This window comes from Aquamicrobium sp. YD-1-mutant5 (genome assembly GCF_059509755.1).
This window is the reverse complement of record NZ_JCAKKP010000003.1, coordinates 282,201-304,765: the sequence shown is the minus strand read 5'-3', so window position 1 is coordinate 304,765 and position 22,565 is coordinate 282,201. Positions and strand designations below refer to the sequence as shown.

General features: G+C 64.1%; 22 protein-coding genes, 1 tRNA gene and 1 riboswitch. Of the genes, 14 read left to right on the top strand and 9 right to left on the bottom strand.

The genetic code is table 11. The features are described from left to right. The first annotated feature begins 16 nt into the window (after positions 1-16). Positions 17-799 (top strand): 3-hydroxybutyrate dehydrogenase, encoded by a 783-nt coding sequence (locus tag AC5XE7_RS05870; protein WP_495365227.1) that lies wholly within the window; start codon positions 17-19, stop codon positions 797-799. A 46-nt stretch (positions 800-845) separates the two neighbouring features. Continuing rightward, positions 846-1,985, top strand: coding sequence for a patatin-like phospholipase family protein (locus AC5XE7_RS05865; RefSeq protein WP_495365225.1), 1,140 nt, complete (start codon positions 846-848; stop codon positions 1,983-1,985). Here AC5XE7_RS05865 and AC5XE7_RS05860 read toward each other — a convergent pair whose 3' ends face one another. The 4 genes from AC5XE7_RS05860 to AC5XE7_RS05845 form a co-directional block, all read right to left on the bottom strand. Next, positions 1,986-2,768 (bottom strand): ABC transporter ATP-binding protein, encoded by a 783-nt coding sequence (locus AC5XE7_RS05860; RefSeq protein ID WP_495365223.1) that lies wholly within the window; start codon positions 2,766-2,768, stop codon positions 1,986-1,988. It abuts the gene before it with no gap. Next, the gene (locus AC5XE7_RS05855; RefSeq protein WP_495365221.1) at positions 2,765-3,766 is read right to left on the bottom strand and encodes a FecCD family ABC transporter permease; all 1,002 of its coding nucleotides are present in this window, start codon (positions 3,764-3,766) and stop codon (positions 2,765-2,767) included. The genes AC5XE7_RS05860 and AC5XE7_RS05855 overlap by 4 nt, the downstream gene beginning before the upstream one ends. Next, on the bottom strand, positions 3,763-4,617 hold the full coding sequence (locus AC5XE7_RS05850; protein ID WP_495365219.1) for an ABC transporter substrate-binding protein: 855 nt from the start codon (positions 4,615-4,617) through the stop codon (positions 3,763-3,765). The genes AC5XE7_RS05855 and AC5XE7_RS05850 overlap by 4 nt, the downstream gene beginning before the upstream one ends. A 135-nt stretch (positions 4,618-4,752) precedes the next feature. After that, positions 4,753-6,489, bottom strand: coding sequence for a TonB-dependent receptor plug domain-containing protein (locus tag AC5XE7_RS05845; protein WP_495365518.1), 1,737 nt, complete (start codon positions 6,487-6,489; stop codon positions 4,753-4,755). A gap of 273 nt (positions 6,490-6,762) precedes the next feature. Continuing rightward, a riboswitch (cobalamin riboswitch) is annotated at positions 6,763-6,960 on the bottom strand. Between the two features lie 125 nt (positions 6,961-7,085). Here AC5XE7_RS05845 and purE point away from each other — a divergent pair. From purE to cydX, 9 genes are all read left to right on the top strand, one after another. After that, positions 7,086-7,583, top strand: coding sequence for a 5-(carboxyamino)imidazole ribonucleotide mutase (gene purE / locus AC5XE7_RS05840; RefSeq protein ID WP_495365217.1), 498 nt, complete (start codon positions 7,086-7,088; stop codon positions 7,581-7,583). Beyond that, positions 7,580-8,656 (top strand): 5-(carboxyamino)imidazole ribonucleotide synthase, encoded by a 1,077-nt coding sequence (locus AC5XE7_RS05835; RefSeq protein ID WP_495365215.1) that lies wholly within the window; start codon positions 7,580-7,582, stop codon positions 8,654-8,656. The genes purE and AC5XE7_RS05835 overlap by 4 nt, the downstream gene beginning before the upstream one ends. A 139-nt stretch (positions 8,657-8,795) precedes the next feature. After that, the gene (locus AC5XE7_RS05830; protein ID WP_495365517.1) at positions 8,796-9,293 is read left to right on the top strand and encodes a fused DSP-PTPase phosphatase/NAD kinase-like protein; all 498 of its coding nucleotides are present in this window, start codon (positions 8,796-8,798) and stop codon (positions 9,291-9,293) included. A gap of 137 nt (positions 9,294-9,430) precedes the next feature. Beyond that, on the top strand, positions 9,431-10,003 hold the full coding sequence (locus tag AC5XE7_RS05825; RefSeq protein ID WP_495365213.1) for a GbsR/MarR family transcriptional regulator: 573 nt from the start codon (positions 9,431-9,433) through the stop codon (positions 10,001-10,003). 80 nt (positions 10,004-10,083) lie between these two features. Then, a complete protein-coding gene (gene cydD / locus AC5XE7_RS05820; RefSeq protein ID WP_495365515.1) occupies positions 10,084-11,796 on the top strand; it encodes a thiol reductant ABC exporter subunit CydD in 1,713 nt (570 codons plus the stop codon). Then, positions 11,793-13,487: an amino acid ABC transporter ATP-binding/permease protein gene (locus AC5XE7_RS05815; RefSeq protein ID WP_495365211.1), complete on the top strand. Its 1,695-nt coding sequence runs from the start codon at positions 11,793-11,795 to the stop codon at positions 13,485-13,487. The genes cydD and AC5XE7_RS05815 overlap by 4 nt, the downstream gene beginning before the upstream one ends. Positions 13,488-13,554: 67 nt before the next feature. Further along, entirely contained in the window at positions 13,555-15,132 is a 1,578-nt protein-coding gene (locus tag AC5XE7_RS05810) for a cytochrome ubiquinol oxidase subunit I (RefSeq protein WP_495365210.1), read from the top strand. Positions 15,133-15,137: 5 nt separating this feature from the next. Next, positions 15,138-16,295, top strand: coding sequence for a cytochrome d ubiquinol oxidase subunit II (cydB, locus tag AC5XE7_RS05805; RefSeq protein ID WP_495365208.1), 1,158 nt, complete (start codon positions 15,138-15,140; stop codon positions 16,293-16,295). Between the two features lie 17 nt (positions 16,296-16,312). Continuing rightward, positions 16,313-16,447, top strand: a complete 135-nt coding sequence (cydX, locus tag AC5XE7_RS05800) for a cytochrome bd-I oxidase subunit CydX (RefSeq protein WP_495365206.1) — start codon at positions 16,313-16,315, stop codon at positions 16,445-16,447. A gap of 59 nt (positions 16,448-16,506) precedes the next feature. Here cydX and AC5XE7_RS05795 read toward each other — a convergent pair whose 3' ends face one another. Further along, a complete protein-coding gene (locus AC5XE7_RS05795; protein ID WP_495365204.1) occupies positions 16,507-16,992 on the bottom strand; it encodes an Lrp/AsnC family transcriptional regulator in 486 nt (161 codons plus the stop codon). A gap of 116 nt (positions 16,993-17,108) precedes the next feature. Here AC5XE7_RS05795 and AC5XE7_RS05790 point away from each other — a divergent pair, with 116 nt between their 5' ends. Next, positions 17,109-18,572, top strand: a complete 1,464-nt coding sequence (locus AC5XE7_RS05790; protein WP_495365202.1) for an aminotransferase class V-fold PLP-dependent enzyme — start codon at positions 17,109-17,111, stop codon at positions 18,570-18,572. Positions 18,573-18,600: 28 nt separating this feature from the next. Here the strand turns inward: AC5XE7_RS05790 and AC5XE7_RS05785 are convergent, their stop codons facing one another. The 3 genes from AC5XE7_RS05785 to AC5XE7_RS05775 form a co-directional block, all read right to left on the bottom strand. Next, complete coding sequence (locus AC5XE7_RS05785; RefSeq protein WP_495365201.1) at positions 18,601-20,523, bottom strand: putative bifunctional diguanylate cyclase/phosphodiesterase; 1,923 nt, start codon at positions 20,521-20,523, stop codon at positions 18,601-18,603. 201 nt (positions 20,524-20,724) lie between these two features. Next, complete coding sequence (locus AC5XE7_RS05780; protein ID WP_239799772.1) at positions 20,725-20,886, bottom strand: hypothetical protein; 162 nt, start codon at positions 20,884-20,886, stop codon at positions 20,725-20,727. A 123-nt stretch (positions 20,887-21,009) separates the two neighbouring features. Beyond that, positions 21,010-21,085: transfer RNA gene (locus tag AC5XE7_RS05775), tRNA-Ala, on the bottom strand. A 143-nt stretch (positions 21,086-21,228) separates the two neighbouring features. Here AC5XE7_RS05775 and AC5XE7_RS05770 point away from each other — a divergent pair. Beyond that, positions 21,229-21,519 (top strand): YggT family protein, encoded by a 291-nt coding sequence (locus AC5XE7_RS05770; protein ID WP_183824769.1) that lies wholly within the window; start codon positions 21,229-21,231, stop codon positions 21,517-21,519. An 8-nt stretch (positions 21,520-21,527) separates the two neighbouring features. Next, positions 21,528-21,842: a DUF167 family protein gene (locus AC5XE7_RS05765; RefSeq protein WP_495365198.1), complete on the top strand. Its 315-nt coding sequence runs from the start codon at positions 21,528-21,530 to the stop codon at positions 21,840-21,842. Positions 21,843-21,874: 32 nt separating this feature from the next. Here AC5XE7_RS05765 and ppa read toward each other — a convergent pair whose 3' ends face one another. Continuing rightward, complete coding sequence (gene ppa, locus AC5XE7_RS05760) at positions 21,875-22,408, bottom strand: inorganic diphosphatase (protein WP_183824763.1); 534 nt, start codon at positions 22,406-22,408, stop codon at positions 21,875-21,877. Positions 22,409-22,565 lie beyond the last annotated feature (157 nt).

Below are 22,565 nucleotides of genomic sequence, written 5' to 3'. Positions count from 1 at the left end.
CGCGGAAAGGACCGTCATGAGCGCCACCAGAACCGCAGTTGTAACCGGCTCCACCTCCGGAATCGGCCTCGCCATTGCCCGCGCGCTTGCCGCGCAGGGCTGCAACGTGGTCGTGAATTCGTTTTCCGACAGGCCCGAGGACCATGAAGTTGCGGCAGAAATAGCCCGCGACCACAAGGTGGAAGCGGCCTATATCGGGGCCGACATGTCGAAGCCCGCCGAATGCCGCGCCCTGGTGGCGAAGGCGGCCGAGCGTTTCGGGTCGGTCGATATCCTCGTCAACAATGCAGGCATCCAGCATGTGGCGCCGGTCGAGGAATTTCCCGTCGAGAAATGGGATGCCATAATCGCCATCAACCTGTCCTCGGCCTTTCACACCATTGCGGCGGCGATCCCGCTGATGAAGCGGGAAGGCGGCGGGCGCATCGTCAACATCGCCTCGGCCCACGGGCTCGTCGCCTCGCCGTTCAAGTCGGCCTATGTCGCGGCCAAGCACGGTATCATGGGCCTGACCAAGACCGTGGCGCTGGAAGTCGCGCGCGACCACATCACCTGCAATGCGGTGTGCCCCGGCTATGTGCTCACCCCGCTGGTCGAGGCGCAGATCCCCGACCAGATGAAGGCCAACAACATGGACCGCGACACGGTTGTTCGCGAGGTGATGCTGGACAGGCAGCCGACCAAGGAATTCGTCACCGTGGAGCAGGTTGCGGCCGCTGTCACATACCTCTGCTCGGAGGCCGCCGCGCAGGTCAACGGCACGCATATCTCCGTCGATGGCGGCTGGGTGGCGCAGTAGGCGCCGCCCGTCTCCACTCACTCCTCAGCCTTCGGAAGGATCGCATATGCGGGCCAACGGTAACACGGTGCAGCGCAAGAAGATCAACATCGCCCTGCAGGGCGGTGGGTCGCATGGCGCCTTCACATGGGGGGTTCTGGATCGCCTGCTGGAAGACGACAGGCTCGACATTGTCGCCGTTTCCGGCACAAGCGCGGGCGCCATGAACGCGGTTGCGCTGGCCGACGGCTTCGTGCGCGGCGGTGCCGAAGGCGCGCGCACCAAGCTGGAGGATTTCTGGCGCGCCGTGGCGCGAAAGGGCCGTTTCAGCCCGGTGCAGCGCACGCCATGGGATGTGCTGTGGGGCAACTGGTCGATCGAGAATTCGCCCGGCTACATCTGGTTCGACACCATGTCACGCGTGGTGTCGCCCTATCTGGCCAATCCGCTCGGTCTCAATCCGCTGCGCGATGTGATCGAAAGCGAGATCGATTTCGACAATGTGCGCTCCTGCAAGGCCATGCAGGTGTTCATCTCGGCCACCAATGTCGAGACCGGCCAGATCCGAGTGTTTTCCGATGGCGAGATCGACCGCGACACGGTGATGGCTTCCGCCTGCCTGCCGCAACTGTTCCGCGCGGTCGAGATCGATGGCGTGCCTTACTGGGACGGCGGCTATGGGGGCAATCCGGCGCTGTTTCCCTTTTTCAGGGCAACCGAGACCGAGGACGTGCTGCTGGTCCAGATCAACCCGGTGCAGCGCGAGGGCGTGCCGACCAGCTCCAGCGAGATCCAGAACCGCATGGACGAGATCGCGTTCAATGCAGCCTTGCTGCGCGAATTCCGCGCCATTGCCTTCGTCAAGGAACTGATCGCGGCAGGGCGCCTGCCGCATGGCGATTACCGCGATATCCGCATGCATCGCATCGATGCAGATGCGGCGTTCAAGGGCCTGTCAGCTTCGTCCAAGATCAACGCCGAATGGGCGTTTCTGGAATATCTGCGCGATCTTGGGCGCGATGCGGCCAGCGACTGGCTGGAGGAGAACTTTGATGCGGTGGGCGAACGCGCCACGCTCGATCTCTCCGGCGAGTTGGACGACGGCATGAAGCCGCTGAAAGTAGCGGCGCCCCCTCCGGGTGCACGCGTCAGTCGCTTCCTTGCCACCCGCAAGCGTCCGCCCGGGGCGGGCAGGGTGCAGGGCTGATCAGGGCAGCACATCTGCCAGATCGAGCGGCTGGATGACCGGCGTGCCGCCGGCTTCGCCGAAAAAGGCTTCCACGCCATAGATGTCGCGCAGGTTCTGCGGGGTGAGCACCTGTTTCGGTGAACCATCGGCCACGATGCGGCCCTCATGAAGCAGCAGCAGGCGCGAACACCAGCGCGCCGCGAGTCCAAGGTCGTGCAGAGAGGCGATCACGCTTTTTCCGCCCGCGGCAAGCGAGGCGAACAGGCGCATCAGCGAAATCTGATGGGCTGGATCGAGGCCGGCCGTCGGCTCGTCGGCCAGCAGCAGCGGCGCGTCCTGCGCCAGTGCGCGGGCCGTCAGAACCCGTGCCTTTTCGCCGCCCGAAAGCTCGGTGGCGATACGGTTGCGGAAGGCCTCGATGTCCATGCGCTGCATGGCGGCGTCGATGATCGTTCTGTCATGTGTGGTCAGAGCGGCAAAGCCTGTTCGGTGGGGTTCGCGGCCGAGGGCCACGATCGTTTCCACCGGCACGGCCCATGCGATTTCGCGCTCCTGGGCCAGATAGGCAACGCGGGCCGCGCGCCGGCGCGCGTCCATGGCTCTGGCGGCTTCGCCGGACAGGCGGACATGGCCCTGTGTCGGCACCAGATCGAGCACCGAGCGTAGAAGGGTCGATTTGCCCGCTCCGTTCGGACCGATCAGCCCGACGAATTCGCCGGCTTCGACATCGAAGCCCAGCCCGTTCAGCACCTGTCGGTGCCCGAGCCTGACGGAAAGGTTTTCAACAGAGAGCAGTGTCACATGAGGCTCCTGCGGGTGCGGAAGACGAGCCAGAGGAAGAACGGGGCACCGACGATTGCGGTGAGCACGCCAAGCTTGAGATCGCGCTCGGGCGCGATGATGCGCACCAGTGTGTCGGCGCCGAGCACCATGGATGCACCGCCGAGCGCGCTGGCCGGCAGCAGGCGCGACGGCCGCGCCCCCACCAGCGGGCGCAGGATGTGCGGCACCACCAGCCCGACGAAGCCGATGGCGCCGGCCACGGCCGTCGCGGCACCGACGCTGGCGGCCGTGCCGAACACGGCCAGAAATTGCACGCGGCGCAATTCGATGCCCATCGAGGATGCGGTTTCCGAGCCGAGGGTGAGCGCATCGAGCGCCCGCCCCAGCGAGCCCAGCATGATCCAGCCGATCAGCATGAAGGGCGCGGAGAGCCACACATGCGTCATCGAGCGGTCGGTGAGCGAGCCCAGCATCCAGAACATGATCTCAAGGGCTGCGAACGGATTGGGCGACAGGTTGAGCGCCAGCGAGGTCATGGCCCCGGCGAAGCTGGTGACGGCAATGCCGGCGAGAATGACGATGAGGGCCGACCCCCGCGCACCGGCAAGGGCCTGCACGACCAGAACGGCGGCTACCGCGCCGGCAAGGGCGGCAAGCGGCAGAGCGAGCAGGAAGGCGGCGGACAGGCCGGTATAGATGGCGAGCACAGCCCCCAGCGAGGCCGAAGCGCTGATGCCGAGCAGGCCGGGTTCGGCCAGAGGATTGCGCAAATAGCCTTGCAGGACAGCGCCGGAGAGCCCGAGCGTTGCGCCGATCATCAGCCCGAGAATGGCGCGCGGCAGCCTGATCTCGCGCATGATGAGGGCAACGCCATCGGCTTTGCCGGAGAACAGCGCGGCCATGCTGTCGGCAACGCCGACCGCCGCCGGGCCGACCGTCAGCGACAGCAGGAACAGCACCAGGGTGAGCGCGGCAAGCAGCGCGATCAGGAGATGGTAACGGCGATCGGCGTTCATGGCTGGCTCTGTTCCCCCGCCGCATCCTGCAGCATGAAGGCGGCATCGAGGGTGAAGGGCGCGCCGCAGATCATTTTCGCGACCGGCAGGTCGACGACCTGCTGCCCTGCGAGGGCACGGAAAGCCGGGTGGACGAGGTTTTCCTGCGCCAGCGCCGGTGCGCCGTAATCGCTGCTGGAACGGCCGATCAGATCGGGTTTTGCCATGATGAGCTGCTCCAGCGGCAGGCGCGCCGAGCCGGCGATTCCCAGCCTTTCGGCGATGTTGACCAACCCCGCCGCGGTGAAGATCTCGTTGGCCAGCGTGCCGCTGCCTGCCGTGTAGCTGTTTGGCTCATAGAGCGCGATGGTGCGGCCGGATCGTGGGCCGGTGGCGAGACGCGCAAGGCCGGCGTCCACCTCGGCGACCAGTTCGGCGGCGCGCTGCTGGCGATGGAGGAGTTCACCGATGCGGGCGATATGGTTACGGACATCGTCAAAGGAGGTTGCCGGGGCGAATTCCTCCACCCTGAATCCCAGACGGCGCAGCAGCCCGACGGTGGCGCGCGAGGAGAAGGTGCCGGCGAGAACGAGGTCGGGTTGCATGAGGAAGATTTCCTCGGCAAGCGCGTGATTGATCGCGAAGGCTTCGGCCTGCCGCGCCATCGCCGAGCTGCGCGGGTCGCTGGCCAGCACGGAGACCGAATGAAGCTGCCCTTCGCCTGCAATCAGCATGGCGAGCTGGTCGGTACACAGGTTCAGGGAGACGACGCGGTGGGGCGCGGTATCCTGCGCAAGGGTCGGCATCACGGAAAGACCCAAGGCAAATGCCATCAGCAGATTTGCGCGCCATGCCGCAAAAGTGGCGCGCAAAGGGGAATGCTTTCGGCGGTTGCCTCCTGGCACTAGAGCATTTCCGGTGAAAAAGGGATCACTTCCAATGCTCTATCTCCTTGTTTTCACGCAGTTCCGGACGCAAAACCGCTGCGCACTTTTGCTGGAACTGCTTTAGAACTTCGCCTTGATTCCGGCGAAGGCAGCGATGCCGGGTGTGCCGTAGTCTTTCACGGTCTGGTAGTTCTCGTTGAGCAGGTTTTCACCCCGAAGGTAGATCTGCGTGGACTCGGTGAGTTGGTAGGCGACTTTGGCGTTGAGCAGCACATAATCATCCAGCTTTGCGCCGCCGTCCACGACATCCGCGACGAATTTCACGTCTGCGCCAATGGTCCATTTTTCGGCGGGCCGGGCTTCGGCCGAAAGGACAACGGCATGTCGCGGAATACGGACGTTATGGGTGCCGTCCGCCTTGCGCGAATCCGTGTAGGTGTAGGACCCGCCGAGGTCGAGCCAGCCGGTGGCGGCGTAGGTGAAGGAAGCTTCGACACCTTTCGAGCGCGTGGTGCCGGGAGTTTGCTCATAACCTGAGCCAAATGTAATCAGGTTATCAACGTCAATTCTGAAATAGGTGAGATCGGCAAGCAGCTTGCCTTCAAGCAGTGATTGTTCGATTCCAATATCGAAGCTTTTGCTGGTTTCCGGTTGAAGCCCCGAATTGCCAATTGGGCCCCACTGGCTTGCCGGCGCATACAGTTCATATAGGCTGGGCGCGCGAAAACCTGTTCCATAAGATGAATGAAGGCGGGTTCCTGTGGTGGCAAACAGGTAGGACGCCGTGCCGCGATAGGTGGTGTGGCCGCCGAATTCGGAATGCTCGTCATGGCGAAGTCCAGCGGTGAGCACCAGATCATTCATGGGTTCGAGAACCGCCTGAGCCCACACGCTGGTGAGGTCGAACTTGCCCAGCGGGCTGCCGCCGCCGGCATCGTCGGCTTCCTGTTTTTCATGGTCGAGGCCATATTGCAGGAGAACTCGTTCCGTCGCCTCGAACGATCCCTGATAGTCGATCTTCTGCCGCGTGCCGATGAAGGAACTGGGGGAACCACCCCACACGCTTTCACGGTCCGATTTGAAACCTTGAGCGGAGACGGTGTTCTTCAGCCTGCCGTCCATGAGATCGAAATTGAGGCCGAACCGGCCTCCGGTCATCCTCGCCTGCTCATAGCTGTCGGGATCGTCAGGGCCTGTGCCATCGAACTCGGCCTTGGAATTGAGGTGAAGGATCGAGCCGAAGACCGAAAAGGCTTCGTTGATCCTGTGTTCGGCGGTTAGGTCGATATTCAGACTGTCGAGGCCATCCCGCTCCCGGCCGTCTGCCAGGGCCGAGATGCCGTCGGTGTGCAGTCCCGAGATGTTGCCTGCGAATCCCGATCCTTCGTTCGCAGCCGCAAATCCGTAGCGGCCGCGCACGGTGCCGAAAGAACCGCCCTCGGCCTCAACCGTATGGTGAATGCCGCTGTCCGGTTGGCCGAGTGTCGAGATGTTCACCAGACCGGCTATGGCACTGGAACCGTAGAGGGTGCTCTGGGAGCCCTTCAGAACGTCCACATTGCTGATGCCGCCGGTGAGAAGATACTGGTAATGCGTCAGCACCTGTGTGCCGGTTGGATCGGAAATGTCGATGCCATTGTAGAGCGTCTTGACGTAGCCGGAGCCAAGTCCGCGCACGAAAAGGCCGGTTGTGCCGCCGAGGCCGCCATTTCTGGCAACCGAAACGCCGGGCAGCAGGTTCAGATAGTCGCTGAGGACCGGACGGGATTTCGCCCCGATTTCCGCCTGCGTGATCCGCTCCACCTTCGAGCCGACCTTGTTCTTTTGGGTCGGGGTGCGGTTGGCGGTTACCGAAATCGTCTTCAGCTCGATGAATCGCCGGCCTGCAGACCTTCATCCTGCGCCCGGACAGTACCGGTAAGCGTCAGCGAGCAGATGCTGGCCGCCAGAATCGTTGTTCTCATCGTCATTTCCCCCTGCCGGGCACGGGTGCGCCCGGAAAAACAGCCTTTCACCGGGAACTGGCAGGCAGGGGAGGTGCAGTCTGCACCCCCGGCCGTACCGGCACGCGGCAACACGTTTCGTGTCACCGCTGCGGACGGCCGCGCCCGATCTCACCCCGAGATCAGACATGGGTGACCGGAACCGGCAGGTCTCCTGACTTCCGCGTCATTGCCTCCCGCCGCCTTCCCGGAGCGTCAAGATCCAGTGGCATATCGGGGGAGGCTCGGCGGCTACAGTTGCGGGGGCAGTCGCGGCTTTGCCGGCAATGCGGCAGACCGTGTTCCCTTTTCATCCGTAATCGGAACCAGTTCCGGTTGCGACGCTAAGCATCGCTGGCACGGCGTGTCAATTCGGACAGGACGGGATCAGCAGTGCCCGCCGCACTTCTCGTCCTTGCGGGGGGGCGAAAATTCCGCTACGTCGCCGCTTTAGCTGACGGGAGCAGGCCATTGACCGACCGACAAGCCGATGTCGCCATCATCATGGGCAGCCAGTCTGACTGGGCGACCATGCGCCACGCCGCCGAAACGCTCGCCGAGCTTGGTGTGTCCCACAAAAGCCTCATCGTTTCCGCGCATCGCACGCCGCAACGTCTCTATGACTTTGCCCACGGCGCGAAGGCTGCCGGTTACAAGGTGGTGGTGGCCGGTGCCGGCGGGGCCGCGCATCTGCCGGGCATGACGGCGGCGATGACGTCGCTGCCCGTGTTTGGCGTGCCGGTGGAATCGAAGGCGCTGTCCGGACAGGATTCGCTGTTGTCGATCGTGCAGATGCCGGCCGGCATTCCGGTCGGCACGCTGGCCATCGGCAAGGCCGGCGCGGTCAATGCGGCACTTCTGGCCGCTGCCGTGCTGGCACTCACCGACGATGCGCTGGCCGGGCGGCTGGAAGCCTGGCGCGCCGCGCAGACCGACAAGGTTGCCCTCGAGCCGAAGGACGACGCGTGATGCTGGCGCCCGGATCGACAATCGGCATCGTCGGCGGCGGCCAGCTTGGCCGCATGCTGGCCATGGCCGCCGCCCGCCTCGGTTACCGCATCGCGGTGCTGGAGCCGCAGGCCGATTGCCCGGCCGCGCAGGTGGCGAACCGGCAGATCGTGGCCGCCTATGACGATCCGGCCGGGCTGGCCGAACTGGCCGCAATCAGCGATGTCATAACCTATGAGTTCGAGAATGTGCCGGTGGAGGCCGCCGAGAGGCTCGCCGGGCGCGTGCCCGTGCTGCCGCCGCCCCGCGCGCTGGAGGTGTCGCAGGACCGGCTGAGCGAAAAGCAGTTCCTCAACGGCATCGGTATCGACACGGCCCCCTTCCTTGCCGTCGACAGCGACGCGGACCTTGCGTCCGCCCTGCACAGCTTCGGCGGCAACGGCGTGCTGAAGACGCGCCGCATGGGCTATGACGGCAAGGGCCAGCGCGTGTTTCGCCATATGGAAAGCGGCAGCTATTCCGGCGTCTTCGAGGCGATGGGGTCGGTGCCGCTGATCCTCGAAGGGCTCATTTCCTTCGGGTGCGAGATTTCGGTGATCGGTGCGCGGGGCGCGGACGGCAGGGTGGAGACCTATGCGCCGGCGCGCAACGTCCATCGCGACGGCATCCTGCACACCTCCACCGTGCCTGCCGCCGTTCCCGACACTACCGCCGACGTTGCGCGGGCGGCAGCCGCCTCGATACTCGAAGCGCTCGGCTATGTGGGCGTCATCGGCGTGGAGTTCTTCGTGCTGGACGACGGGTCGGTGCTGGTCAACGAGATCGCGCCGCGGGTGCACAATTCAGGCCACTGGACCGAAGCCGCCTGCGTCGTTTCGCAGTTCGAACAGCACATCAGGGCCATTGCCGGGTTGCCGCTGGGCGACACGCGCCATCACAGCGCCTGCGTGATGGAGAACCTGATCGGCGACGATGTCGCGCGCGTGCCTGAACTCGTGGCGGAACCGGACGTCCTTGTCCATCTCTATGGAAAGGCAGAGGCGCGTCCCGGCCGCAAGATGGGCCATTTCACCCGCCTGACCGGCCGCAACTGAGCCTGCGGCAATGGCCGTACGGCGCATTCTTGTTCCTGTCGCAATTCGCTGTCAGGAGTAGCCGGGATCAAAGGCGGGGAAGTCTGCATTGCGACGTATATGGGTATTCGCCGCCGTATTGCTCGGCGCCCCGCTGTTGATGGGCGCTCATATGGGCGTGCAGCAATTGCTCGGCAACTTCCATGAGGTGATACCGGGCGAATTCTACCGCTCCGGACAACCGGACGGGGACGACGTCGCGGCCTATGCGGACCGCTACCGGATCCGCACCATCATCAACCTGCGCAACGAGACCCCCGATGCCGAAGCGCTGGCAGCGCGCGCGGCGGCGGAGGGCCGTGGCATCAGGATCATCGATTTCCCGATGTCCTCTTCGAAGGGCCTGCCTGTCGAAAAGTCTGCCGAACTTGCCGCCCTGATGCGCGACGCGGAAAAGCCGCTTCTGGTGCATTGCGACCATGGTGCGAACCGCACCGGGCTGGCATCGGCCATCTATACGGGTGCGATCGCCGGCAAGGGCGAGATCGCGGCCGAGCTGCAGCTTTCACCCTATTACGGCCATGTGCCGATCCGCGGGGTTGGGCGATACGAAATGTATCGTTCCTGGGACCGGTTCGAGGAAACGATCGGCTTCTGAAGCTGGTTGCGGCCAGCTTTCCCTGACGTTCGCACAGATTTCCTTTTGTACGTGTACGGGTGCGACATGGTGCCCAAGTGACTTCCGGCGTGGCGGGACGTACTGAATTTTCAGAAATTTCTGAAAATTGGTCAATCATGAACCTTCCGCCACTCATACAGTCTTTCGTACTGCACTTCGGCGAGATGGGCAGCCGCTGGGGCATCAACCGCACGGTCGGCCAGATCTACGCGCTGCTCTATGTGTCGCCTGGACCTCTCTGCGCAGATCAGATCGTGGACGGGCTCGGCATTTCGCGCTCCAACGTCTCCATGGGGCTGCGCGAGCTTCAGGCGTGGAATCTGGTGATGCTGCGCCACATTCCCGGCGACCGTCGCGATTTCTTCGCCGCACCCGATGACATCTGGCAGATCCTGCGCACGCTGGCAGAGGAGCGCAAGAAGCGCGAGGTCGATCCCACCCTTTCGGTGCTGCGCGAGCTTCTCATGCAGCAGCCGGGCAGCGAAGAGGAACGTTACGCCCAGTCCCGCCTTATGGAGATGAACGGACTCATCGAACAGCTCACGAACTGGTATGATGACGTCAAACGACTCGATACGGAACGGCTGGCGACACTGCTCAGCCTCGGCTCAAAGGTGACGAGGCTGCTCGATGCGAAGGATCGCATCGTCTCGCTTGGCCGCAAACGCAGGGGGGACGGACAACCGTGAGTGCGCTCGACACGGCGATTGCCCGGCAACTGGCTGAGGAACCCGCCCTGCGGAGGCCGGCTGAAGCCGAAAACCCCCAAATTCCGGAGCAGGTTGCGGTCGGGACGAAGCGCCGTCGCCGCGCTTCAAAGCCGTCCGCGTCGCCGGGCAGGCTGCCGATAGCTCTTCAGTCTGCCGCATCGCTGATCTGGATCGGGCAGGCCGCTCTGCTGGCGCTGGCCATCGGCGATATCGCTGCCGGTGCCGGAATGAACGCGGTGATCTGGCCGGCCGTCGGGGTCTTCCTGCTTGGCGTGGTGCGGGCGGGCATGGACCGGGCAGGTTCGCGTCTTGCCTTCGCCGCCGCGCGGCGGGAACTTTCACGGCTGCGCGACCATGCCGTTTCGGTGCTCGCCACCCGCTCGCCGCTCGATGCGTCTCGTCCGTCATCCGGCTTCGTCGCCAGCACGATGGCCGAGCAGGCCGAGGCTGTGGTGCCCTATGTCGCGCGTTTCCAGCCGCTGCGCTGGCGCGCCGTGATCGTTCCGCTGGCCATCTTCGTTTGCGTCCTGCCTCTTTCGTGGGTGGCTGCCCTGATCATGCTGATCGCGCTGCCGCTGATCCCGATCTTCATGGCCCTGGTAGGCTGGCGGGCGAAGGAGGCGAGCGAGCGCCAGCTTGCCAAGATGGGCGATATGAACGCCTTCCTGCTCGACCGGCTGCGCGGCCTTGCCACGATCCGCAGTTTCGGCGCGGTCGACCGCACGGCGTTGCGCCTGCGCGAGGAAGCCGATCTCCTGCGCAGCCGCACCATGGCGGTGCTGCGCATCGCTTTTCTGTCCTCGGCGGTGCTGGAGCTGTTTTCGGCGCTGGGCGTCGCCATGGTGGCCGTCTATGTCGGGTTCCATTTCCTCGGCCAGCTCTCGTTCGGGGCATGGGGCGGGCAAATGTCGCTGACTGAGGGCGTGTTCATCCTCATGCTCGCGCCGGCCTTCTTCGAGCCCATGCGCGACCTGTCCGCCGTCTGGCACGACCGCGCCGCCGGCGTGGCGGCTCTGGAAGCCCTGCAAAAAGTGGCGGCAGCCGGCGAGGCCATCGTTGCCGCCGAGCGGGCTGGCACGGCGAAAGCCGATGGCGCCGCTGTGGGCATCGCCATCGATGATCTCCATTTCAGCCACGCCGGACAGGACCGCCCGGAGCATAGTCGTCCGGTCTTCGATGGCCTGTCGCTGGATATTGCGCCGGGCGAGCGCGTGGCCGTCATGGCGCCGAGCGGTGGCGGCAAGTCCACCCTGCTGGCGCTGATCGCCGGGCTTGCGGTGCCGGAAGCCGGCACCATCCGCATCGGCGGGGAGACGTTGAGGCCGCAGACGGCGGCGCGGCTGCGGGCGGGCATGGCGTGGGTCGGCCAGTCGCCGCATATCTTTGCGGGAACGCTCGCGGGCAATGTTACGGTTGGCCGTCCGGGTCTGGACGACGCGGTCGATGCCGCGCTCGATGCCGCACGTCTCGGTGACGTGGCACGGGACCGCATGTCCGTGCTTCTGGGCGAGGGCGGGGCCGGGCTTTCCGGCGGCGAGGCGCTTCGTCTTGCCATTGCGCGTGCGGCCGCAACACCCGGCGCCGGGCTCGTGCTGGCCGATGAGCCGACCGCACACCTCGACCGCCGCACGGCCGGCGAGATCACCGATATGCTGCTGGACATCGCCGAAGGGCGCACGCTTATCGTCGCCACCCATGATCCGGTTCTGGCGGCCCGAATGGATCGTATCGTCACGCTTGGTGACGCAGCCGGGAAAGGGGAGCGGACATGAGCGCTTTGCGGCATCTGCGCGCTGTCGCCGCGCTGTTCTGGTCCGGCAACCGGATGATGCTTGCGGCCGGTGCGCTGCTGGCGCTGTGCACCGCGCTGGCGGGCATTGCGCTGCTCGGCCTGTCCGGCTGGTTCATTACGGCCACCGCGATGGCCGGGGTCTCCGTGGCGACCGCGCTTGCCTTCGACGTGTTCGCGCCCGCCGCCGGCATTCGCTTCCTGGCGCTTGCCCGCACCTTTTCCCGCTACGGCGAACGACTGGTCACGCATGATGCGACATTGAAGGTGCTGGCGCGCCTGCGCGAGCGGGTGTTCCGCGGCTTCGCCACCGACATGCATGCGCGCAGCCTCGCGGCCCGTCCGTCGCGGCTGCTGTTCAGGCTCACCGTCGACATCGATGCGCTGGATTCGCTTTACCTGCGGGTCGCGGTGCCGCTGGTGGCGGCGCTTGGTTCGGCGCTGGTGACGGCTGCCGTGCTCGGGGTCATCGCGCCGGTTCTGGGCATTGGCATCGGTCTCCTGCTCTTTTCGTGCGGGCTTGCCATTCCGGCGGTTGCCGCCGCGCGTGCGCAAAAGCCGGCGCGGCGGCGCGCCCATGCGCTGGAAGTGCTGCGCTCGCGCACCATCGACCTGATGCGCGGCCAGACCGATCTGGTGATGACGAACAGGCTCGTGGCACAGGCAGCAGGGGTTTCCCATGCCGATGCGCGGCTTGCCGCCGCCGACGATGCGCTGAACCGCATCGAAACCAATACGGGCTTTGCCTTCGCCATTGCCGGCGCGGCTCTGCTGGCGATCACGCTGGTCGCCGCCGCCATGCTGGCGGAGAGCGGCGCCATCGGCGCGCCGGTCGCGGCGCTGGCCGTGTTCGTGGCGCTTGCCTGTCTCGAACCTTTCGCCGGCCTGCGCCGTGGCGCGCTGGAGCTTGGGCGCGTCCTGCTGTCCGCCCGCAGGCTGGGGCCGAAGCTTGGCGATGCAGCAGATGAGGTGCGCGGCGCCGCCCGCCCTGCCAGCTCCGCCAATGCGGTTGAAATAGCGAATGCGACGTTTTCCTACCGCTGCGGCGAACGCCCGGTTCTGCAAGGCCAGTCGCTTTCCATCGTCCAGGGCGAGCGCGTTGCCCTGATCGGCACCAGCGGGGCCGGCAAGTCCACCATGCTGTCGCTGATCGCGGGCGAACTGGTCCCGCGGGCGGGAACTGTGGCCACGCTGCCCACCACCCTGCTCACCCAGCGCACGGAGCTGTTTCGCGACACGTTGCGCGGCAATCTTCAGCTTGCCCGTGCCGATGCCGGCGACGGCGAAATGATGCAGGCGCTGCATGCGGCCGGACTTGGCACCTTCGTGGCCGAACTGCCCGAAGGCCTGGACACGATGCTGGGCGAGGGCGGCACCGGCCTTTCCACCGGTCAGGCGCGCCGGCTGGCGCTGGCCCGCCTGTTGCTGCGGGACACGCCGGTGTGGCTGCTCGACGAGCCCACCGAGGGCGTTGACGGCGCGACGGCGCGCGATGTCGTCGACTGCATCGGCGCCTGTGCGGACGGTCGCACGCTCGTCATCGTCACGCATATACGCCGCGAAGCGGAACTAGCCGACCGCATCGTGGTCATGGAGGAGGGCCGGGTGGAGAATGATTTCACGCGCGGCAGCGAAGGCTATCGCAGATTGCTCGACCGGCTGCGGCCGGACTGAGCACAGAGTTCTCGACGCCGGGAAAAGGCGTCACATCAGCCAGGGAGGCCGGAAAGCCGGAGTAGCCATGGAACTCGATATTGTCGATCTGTCGCGACTTCAGTTCGCGATCACCGCTCTTTACCACTTCCTGTTCGTGCCGCTGACGCTCGGCCTGTCCGTGGTCATCGCGATCATGGAAACCGTCTATGTGATGACCGGCCGCGACATCTGGCGCCAGATGACCAAGTTCTGGGGCACGCTGTTCGGCATCAACTTCGTCATGGGCGTGGCCACCGGCATCGTTATGGAATTCCAGTTCGGCATGAACTGGAGCTATTACAGCCATTATGTAGGTGACATCTTCGGCGCGCCGCTGGCGATCGAAGGGCTGATGGCGTTCTTCCTCGAAGCGACCTTCGTCGGCCTGTTCTTCTTTGGCTGGGACAAGCTCTCGCGCCTCGGCCATCTGGCCGCGACATGGGCGGTGGCCATCGGCTCCAACTTCTCGGCGCTGTGGATTCTCATCGCCAACGGGTGGATGCAGAACCCCGTGGGATCCTCCTTCAATCCGCAGACCATGCGCATGGAGGTCAACGATTTTGCCGCCGTGCTGTTCAATCCGGTGGCGCAGGCGAAATTCGTGCACACCGTCTCGGCCGGCTACGTCACGGCATCGATCTTCGTGCTCGGCGTTTCGGCCTGGTATCTGCTGAAGGGACGCCATCTCGAACTCGCCAAGCGCTCGCTCACCGTCGCGGCTTCGTTCGGCCTCGCCGCATCGCTGTCGGTGGTGGTGCTGGGTGACGAGAGCGGCTACCTCTCCACCGAGCATCAGAAGATGAAGCTCGCGGCCATCGAGGCGATGTGGAAGACCGAGCCGGCGCCTGCCGCCTTCACCGCCATCGGCTTTCCCGATCAGGAAGCGCGCAAGACCCACTATGCCGTCCATATTCCGTGGGTGATGGGCCTGATCGGCACGCGCTCGCTGACCACCGAAATCCCCGGCATCGAAGACCTCGTAGCCCATGCCGAGACGCGCATCCGCAACGGCATGGCGGCCTATGGCGCGCTCCAGGAAATCCGGGCGGCCGGCAGCGATGCGGCCATACCGGAAGCCGCGCGCACGACGTTCGAGGAAAATGGCGCGGACCTCGGCTATGCGCTTCTGCTGAAGCCCTATCTCGACGACCCGACGCAGGCCAGCGACGAGCAGATCGCGCAGGCAGCATGGGATACCGTGCCCAACGTTCCGACGCTGTTCTGGACCTTCCGCATCATGGTGGGGCTGGGCTTCTTTTTCATCGCGCTGACGGCCGTGTTCTTCTACCTTTCGGCCCGCCATCAGCTCGACCGCTATCCGTTGCTGCTGCGCGTCGGCGTGTTCGCCATCCCACTGCCGTGGATCGCGGCCGAATGCGGCTGGATCGTCGCCGAATTCGGACGCCAGCCATGGATCATCGAGGGCGTTCTGCCGACAGCGGCTGCCGTCTCCAATCTCGGTGCCGCCACGGTGCTGACCACCATTGTCGGCTTCTCGCTGATCTATTCGGTGCTGTTCGTCGTTGAAATGGCGCTGATGCTGGCCGCAATCCGCAAGGGTCCGGAGGCCGACCACGCCCCGCGCACCCGGCTTGCGCCTCCTTCCCTCGCTCCGGCGGAGTAGATGACATGATCCTGCATGAACTTCTCGACTATCAGACCCTGAGGGTCATCTGGTGGCTGTTGCTCGGCGTGCTGCTGATCGGCTTCGCCGTCATGGACGGTTTCGATCTCGGCACCGGCATGCTACTGCCCTTCGTCGGCAGGGACGATGTCGAGCGCCGCGTCGTCATCAACACGGTCGGCCCCGTCTGGGAAGGCAATCAGGTGTGGCTGATCCTCGGCGGCGGAGCGATCTTCGCCGCCTGGCCGCCGCTTTACGCCGTGTCCTTCTCCGGCTTCTACCTCGCCATGTTCGCCATCCTGTTCGCGCTGATCCTGCGCCCGGTCGGTTTCAAGTACCGTTCCAAACGCGAAAGTGCCGCGTGGCGCAGCGGCTGGGACTGGGCCCTGTTCATCGGCGGCCTCGTGCCGGCGCTGGTGATGGGCGTGGCGGTCGGCAATGTGCTGCAGGGCGTGCCGTTCCGGTTCGGCACGGATCTGCGCATCTTCTATGACGGGACGACGCTGTTCGAGCTGCTCAATCCGTTCGGCCTGCTGTGCGGGCTGCTTTCGGTGGCCATGCTGGTCATGCACGGCGCCTCATGGCTGGTGCTCAAGACCGAGGACACGGTTGCGGCACGCGCGCGCCGCTATGGCGCGGGGGCGGCGATCGTCACGATCGTCCTGTTCGCGCTCGGAGGCATCTGGCTGTGGCTGGGGATCGATGGCTATCACATCACCAGCGCGGTGGTGACGGACGGACCCTCCAACCCGCTCGCCAAGACCGTGGAGCGGGCATCCGGTGTGTGGTTCGAGAACTATGGCAACCATCCGTGGACGATCATCGCGCCAGCGCTGGGCTTCGTCGGGGCGCTCGCCAATCTGGCCCTGCAGAGAGGCAGGCGCGAGGTCTTGCCGGTGCTGGCCAGTGCCATCTCGATCCTCGGCATCATCTCGACGGTCGGCCTGTCGATGTTCCCGATGATCCTGCCGTCGTCGCTCGATCCCAACTCCAGCCTGACGGTCTGGGACGCCTCTTCCAGCCATCTCACCCTGTTCATCATGCTGGTGGTGACGGCGATCTTCATCCCGCTCATCGTCGCCTATACGAGCTGGGTCTACCATGTGCTGTGGGGCAAGGTGGACGAGAAGGAAATCCGCGACGGCAGCGGCCACGCTTACTGACGCAAAGGAGACGTGAAATGTGGTATTTCGCCTGGCTGCTCGGCCTGCCGCTCGCCGCCGCTTTCGCGGTGCTGAACGCCATGTGGTACGAGCTCATGGATGACGCCGCCAAGGCGGCCGCGCCGGCTGCGGCCCTGAAAAAGAACAGGTAAGGCACAACCATACCCGGCAGCGGCCACACGGAAGTTGCCGGATATGGCCTGCGACAGGGCTATCGTGACGCTGCCTGTCGCAGGCGCAGCAGATCCACCGGGCGGTTGTCGATGATCGCTTCCATCGAAAAATAACCGGTGACGGTCGCCAGATCGAAGTCGGTGATCAGCCTTTGATAGAAGGCGTCATAGCCGGCCATGCCGCGGGTGATCACCTTCACCATGTAATCCCAGTCGCCGCCGATCCGGTAGAAGTCGATGACCTCCGGCAGCTTCTCGACATGCTTGCGAAAGCGTTCCGCCCATTCCTTCGAATGATGGCGCGTGCGGATCATGACGAGCACGGTCAGGTCGAGCCCAAGCGCGGAGAGGTCGATGTCGGCATGCGAGCCGCGCAGGATGCCGTCGCTCGTCAGCCGCTGCAAACGCCGCCAGCAGGCATTCTGCGAAATGCCGGTTTGCTCGGCCAGATCGCGCTGCGACAGGCCGGCCCGCTGTTGCAGGCAGTTCAGAATTCTGAGGTCGATGCTGTCAATTTTCGCCATTCTTAGATCATGTGACCCAATTTTTGTCATTCTGTGCATTAAACAGGTGAAGTTTCAACCGATAATCCGCGTAGAATCTTCCATCTCGTATCTTCGAATGGGTCAGAGGTGGGCAAATGACGGTTTCGGCGCAGTTTGGCGGCAGTCCGCTGGACCGGTTTCGGCAGGAACTGGCGCGGGAAGACATCGTGGCGGAGCTGCGCGCCGGCCTGATCGGGGGGGACGCCGTCATCGACGGCCCGTTCGGCATGAAGCCCATGGTCTATGCCGATTATGTCGCCTCGGGGCGGGCCTTGCGGCAGGTGGAGCGCTTCGTCCTGGAAGAGGTGCTGCCCTATTACGCCAACAGCCACACCGAGGCGTCCTGGTGCGGTGGCTTCATGACCCGTTTGCGGCGCGATGCGCGTGCTGTAATCGCCAATCATTGCGGCGCTGACGGGGATCATGCGGTCATCTTCACCGGGTCGGGCGCGACCGCCGGCATCAACCGGCTGGTCAGCCTGTTCGGCGTTGCCGAGGCGGTGCGGTCCGGCCGGCGCGTGCGTGTCATCATCGGCCCCTACGAGCATCATTCCAACATCCTTCCATGGCGCGAAAGCGGTGCCGACATCGTGGAAATCGCGGAAGCTGCGCAGGGCGGTCCCGATGCGGGGATGCTTGCCGATGCTCTGGGCGAGACAGATTTTGATCTGACGGTTTGCGCCTTTTCCGCTGCATCGAACGTGACCGGCATCGTGGCCGATGTTGCGGGCCTGACGCGGATGGTGAAGGCTGCAGGCGCGCTGATGGTGTGGGACTACGCCGGCGGCGGTCCCTATCTGCCGATCGCCATGACGCCGCAAGATGATGCGGTGATCGACGCTATCGTGTTGTCGCCGCACAAGTTCATCGGCGGACCCGGTGCTTCCGGCGTGCTGGTGGTTCGGCGTGATGCGGCGGCGATCAGCAAGCCCTCATGGCCGGGTGGCGGAACGGTGCGTTTCGTAACTTCGCAGGCGCATGACTACAGCGGCAATCTCGAAGCACGCGAAGAAGCCGGCACCCCGAATGTGGTGGGTGATATCCGCGCTGCGCTTTCCGTCCTTATCAAGGAGGCGATAGGCGCGGACTTCATGCAGCGCCGCAACAGCGAACTGGCTGGCCGTGCCGCGCGCGCGTGGCAGGGCGTCGAAAATCTCGAACTGCTTGGCCTGCCCGTGCCGGGCCGGTTGCCGGTGTTCTCGTTTCGCATTCGGGACGGCCGGGGTGGCTATGTGCACCAGCAACTGGTGACGCGCATGCTGAGCGACCGTTTCGGCATTCAGGCGCGTGGCGGCTGCGCCTGCGCCGGTCCTTACGTGCTGAGACTGCTGTCGATCGATGAGGGACGCGCGCAGGAGTTGCGGCAGGCGATCCTGTCCGGAGACGAGATGGCGAAGCCGGGATTCACGCGGCTGAACTTCAGCGTTCTGCTCGACGATGACAAGGCGGACTACATCATCGATGCGGTGAGGCAGATGGCCGGCGATGCCACCATCCATGCGCCGCGCTATGACTTCGATCCCGGCCGGGCGATCTTCTTTCCAGCAAAGTCGGCCTGAGCGGGGGCTTCGTGCAGCAGGCCGGATTTCAGGCCACGCCAACCCGTTGCAGCGCCAGTGCCTTATCGATCGGCAGCGCAGGCGAGAACAGGTATCCCTGTGCGCATGCGCAGCCCATCGATTGCAGAATGCGCGCCTGATCCGGCGTTTCCACGCCTTCCGCCATCACCTCGATGCCAAGCGTGTGCGCGAGGTCTATGACCGCCTTCATCAGCAGGCGGCTTTCCTTGGCGCCTGCCAGATCGTTGGCAAAGCTGCGGTCGATCTTGACCTTGGAAATGCGGCCGTCCTTGAGGGAGGCCAGCGTGGAAAAGCCGGCCCCGAAATCATCCAGCACGATCGAAATGCCGGCGCGGGCCAGCCGGCCGAGTTTTTCGCCGACCCGCCCCAGATCGACGGGGGCTTCCTCGGTAATCTCGATTTCCAGCATCGAAGTCGTCAATCCGCGTTCGGCCAGACCTTCGAGGATCATGGTGTCGATGTCGGCTGCTTCGAGCTCCCGGGGGGAAATGTTGATGGCGATACGGATCCCGCTTCTGCCCTCCTCGTGCAGCCTGTCCATCATGTCGCAGGCGTTCCAGAAGACGGTTTCAGTGAGTGCCGGCAGCAGGCCTGTGGCTCGCGCGGTCGTGATGATCTCTGGTGGCGCAATCTGCCCATGCTCGGGATGCTCCCAGCGCAACAGGCTCTCGAAGCCGACGATCCTGCGCGTGTCGAGGCGTACGATCGGCTGATACCAGCTTTGCAGCTCTCCCGATGCCAGCGCGGCCTTCAGGTCGCGTTCGATGCATTGCTGGCGTCTGAAGGCCTCCTCAAGCACGGTATCGAAGATGCACAGATTGTTCCGCCCCCTGTCCTTTGCCGTGTAGAGCGCAAAATCCGCGCGCAGCAGCATATGGGTGAGATGCGGATCATCGGCAACATGGATGCCGACGGACGCGCCGACCTGAATGGAATTGATGCCGGCATAGGGCCGCGAAATCGAGGCGATGATGCGCAGGGCGAGCTGCTCGGTATCGGCTGCGGCCGCGCGCCCGAAAAGCAGGACGAATTCGTCACCGCCCACGCGCGCCAGAGTGGCCTCGGCCGGGGCCTCGGCCCTTATCCGTCCCGCGATCTTCAGAAGCAGATCGTCGCCGACGCGGTGGCCGTAGGTGTCGTTTACCGATTTGAAGCCATCGAGATCGATGAGCATCGCCGTGAAGGGGCCATCCGCAGGTTTCAGGCGGCTGACGGCCTGCTCAAGTCCGCGCCTGTTCAGAAGGCCCGTAAGCGGGTCTTCTCTGGAATTCTTCTCCATTTTACCGGCATGGTGATTGGCTTCATATTTGAGCCTGCTCGTTTCACGAAAGCGTTCCTGCCCGAGGAAGGAGCTTTTCACCAGCCCTCCGAAAAACAGCGTGCTCGTAAAGGCGAGAACGTAGTCGTCTAGCTCTCCGCCCATGATCATGCACACCACCACCGCAAGCAGCGGAGGAGCCATGAACAGAATGGGAAGCGCCGCATAGCAGGCACTGTAAGATACCGCGCCGGCCGAGATGCCGGCGACGATGACCAGATAAACGGGTGTTTCGGGAGCCATGAAGCCGTCCGAGATAACGGCGACATATGCCCAGGCAACGCCCGCCAGAAATGCCAGCGCCATGTAGCCGCGCAGCCACTTCGAGAGCGTTGCGTAATCCTGTTTTTCCAGCTCTTCATTCTGCGGCTGGCGTAGCGCCAGGAGAATGCGCGCGCCATTGACCAGGTTCACGATCACGAGCCAGGCGAACGTCGTCCAGTCGGCGCCGGAAATGGATTTGACAAGAACGATCAGCACGGAAAGCACGGTGCTGATGGGCATCGAAATGAGAAGGCTGGATCGCAGATCAGCGAGCTGATCGCGCAGAACGCCCAGCTCAACCCCTTTTTGTCCTGCCGGAAATGGCATCTCGTCCGCGCGCTTTGACACTCTCATCCCGCCGTCTGATACGGTAGCAGGTTGAAGAACGCATTAACGCTTTCACCCGCCATCACGGCAAGCCATCATGGGGAGTGAAAATCCGGTTTATGGGGAAATCGTGCGATTTGTTCTGGTAGGGTAAACGACGCGAGCCTCAGCTGTTGTTCGCTCAATCTGAAGATCGTGCAGACATCGGCCGCAGCTTCGTCATCAGCCAACGGGATCGGCGATCGTGTTCTCGATGGCGGCAATATTGAGTTCCAGATAGGCAACGCGCTGAATGGTGCTGTTGCTTGGCAGTGCTTTGTTTCTGGCTGCTTCCAGCAGCAGAGCGGCCTGCTCCTTGCGCAGCATCTTCGAGAGGTTCTGCAACTGAGATTTTTCTTGACCGGTCATGAAGCCGGTATAGCGACAGGAGCCGCATCACTCAAGCATTGTCATGACATAAAGCCGGCAAGAAGAAGTTGGTCTGACATGGCACGGAATCAGGGAAGTTGGTGGAGCTGAGGGGGATCGAACCCCTGACCTCGTCATTGCGAACGACGCGCTCTCCCAGCTGAGCTACAGCCCCATCAGCAGGATGGGGCATTTATGTGCGGCGGACGAAAACTGTCAAGCGCGCAATTTTGTGTTTTCGCCCGCAAAGCTGAGGCCATGCAGGACTTGCCGGTCCGGGCCGCAATGGCTACATGTCGTCAACAATCGGAGACCCGCATGATCGCCCTTATCCAGACTATCGTCCTGGCGCTTGACCTCTACTGGTGGATCATCATCGCCTCGGCCATCTTCTCCTGGCTCTATGCGTTCAACGTCGTCAATCCGCGCAACCAGTTCGTCGGAACCATCGGCAACATGCTGTTTAGGCTGACCGAGCCGGCGCTGCGGCCGATCCGCCGTTTCATGCCGGACCTTGGCGGCATCGACATCTCGCCGATCATCCTGCTGCTGGTCCTGTTCTTCGTACGCCAGTTCCTGCTGATGAGCGTGGCGCCGCTGTTCCTGTAGGACAGGTGGTGGATCTGCCCTGCAGGCTTCGGGACGACGGGCTCGACCTCTATGTACGGCTGACGCCGAAATCGTCGAAGGACGAGCTGGGCGGCGTCGAAGCTTCAGCTGACGGGAAGATTTACCTCAAGGCGCGCGTGCGAGCGGTGCCCGAAAAGGGGGCTGCCAACACGGCGCTGGAAAAGCTGGTTGCAAAGAGCCTTGGCGTGCCCGCGACGACGGTGCAGGTGGTGGCGGGGGGAACCGCGCGGCTCAAGACGGTGCGGATAAGCGGCGAGCCGCTGACGCTTCAGCAGAAGCTGGAGCAGACCCTGTCGCGGTGATGGTGTCACCTAACGGGGTCTGCTGAAAAAGCTTACTTCGAGGCGCGGGCGCGCTCGAGGCCTTCGACGATCATCTGACGGGCGCGGTCCGCACCGTGCCAGCCGCCGATCTTCACCCACTTGCCGGGTTCCAGATCCTTGTAGTGCTGGAAGAAGTGCGCGATCTGGTCGAGCGAAATCTGCGGCAGATCGGTGTAGTCGCGGACGTTTTCGTAGCGCTTTGTGATGTGCGGAGACGGCACGGCGATGATCTTCTCATCCTGACCGGCATTGTCTTCCATGATCAGGACGCCGATCGGGCGCGCATTGATCACGCAGCCCGGTACCAGCGCACGGGTATTGCAAACCAGAACGTCGACCGGATCGCCGTCGCCGGACAGCGTATGCGGCACGAAGCCGTAATTCCCGGGATAGCGCATCGGCGTGTAGAGGAAGCGGTCGACGAACAGCGTGCCGGCTTCCTTGTCCATTTCGTACTTGATCGGCTCGCCGCCGACCGGAACCTCGATAATGACGTTGACGTCTTCCGGAGGGTTGTTTCCGGGCGATATGGCGTCGATGCGCATGTCTGGGCCTCTTGGTTTGCAGAATTCCCGGCACGGCACCGGCGGGTGTCGTTGCGGGAACAAGATGAAAATCAGGGAGAGACTGCATCCTGAAACGACGCAGCATCACGTCCTGCGCGTCGCAATAGCGGGGCTTGCCGCGACAGGCAATGCGACG

Excerpts from the sequence above, each read along its gene's own strand:
- cydX (WP_495365206.1), top strand. The coding sequence starts at position 16,313 with ATGTGGTATTTCGCCTGGCTGCTCGGCCTGCCGCTCGCCGCCGCTTTC.
- AC5XE7_RS05825 (WP_495365213.1), top strand. The coding sequence starts at position 9,431 with ATGAACCTTCCGCCACTCATACAGTCTTTCGTACTGCACTTCGGCGAG.
- AC5XE7_RS05770 (WP_183824769.1), top strand. The coding sequence starts at position 21,229 with ATGATCGCCCTTATCCAGACTATCGTCCTGGCGCTTGACCTCTACTGG.
- AC5XE7_RS05855 (WP_495365221.1), bottom strand. The coding sequence starts at position 3,766 with ATGAACGCCGATCGCCGTTACCATCTCCTGATCGCGCTGCTTGCCGCG.
- AC5XE7_RS05870 (WP_495365227.1), top strand. The coding sequence starts at position 17 with ATGAGCGCCACCAGAACCGCAGTTGTAACCGGCTCCACCTCCGGAATC.
- AC5XE7_RS05865 (WP_495365225.1), top strand. The coding sequence starts at position 846 with ATGCGGGCCAACGGTAACACGGTGCAGCGCAAGAAGATCAACATCGCC.
- AC5XE7_RS05795 (WP_495365204.1), bottom strand. The coding sequence starts at position 16,992 with ATGGCGAAAATTGACAGCATCGACCTCAGAATTCTGAACTGCCTGCAA.
- AC5XE7_RS05810 (WP_495365210.1), top strand. The coding sequence starts at position 13,555 with ATGGAACTCGATATTGTCGATCTGTCGCGACTTCAGTTCGCGATCACC.
- AC5XE7_RS05815 (WP_495365211.1), top strand. The coding sequence starts at position 11,793 with ATGAGCGCTTTGCGGCATCTGCGCGCTGTCGCCGCGCTGTTCTGGTCC.
- AC5XE7_RS05790 (WP_495365202.1), top strand. The coding sequence starts at position 17,109 with ATGACGGTTTCGGCGCAGTTTGGCGGCAGTCCGCTGGACCGGTTTCGG.
- cydB (WP_495365208.1), top strand. The coding sequence starts at position 15,138 with ATGATCCTGCATGAACTTCTCGACTATCAGACCCTGAGGGTCATCTGG.
- ppa (WP_183824763.1), bottom strand. The coding sequence starts at position 22,408 with ATGCGCATCGACGCCATATCGCCCGGAAACAACCCTCCGGAAGACGTC.
- AC5XE7_RS05830 (WP_495365517.1), top strand. The coding sequence starts at position 8,796 with ATGGGCGCTCATATGGGCGTGCAGCAATTGCTCGGCAACTTCCATGAG.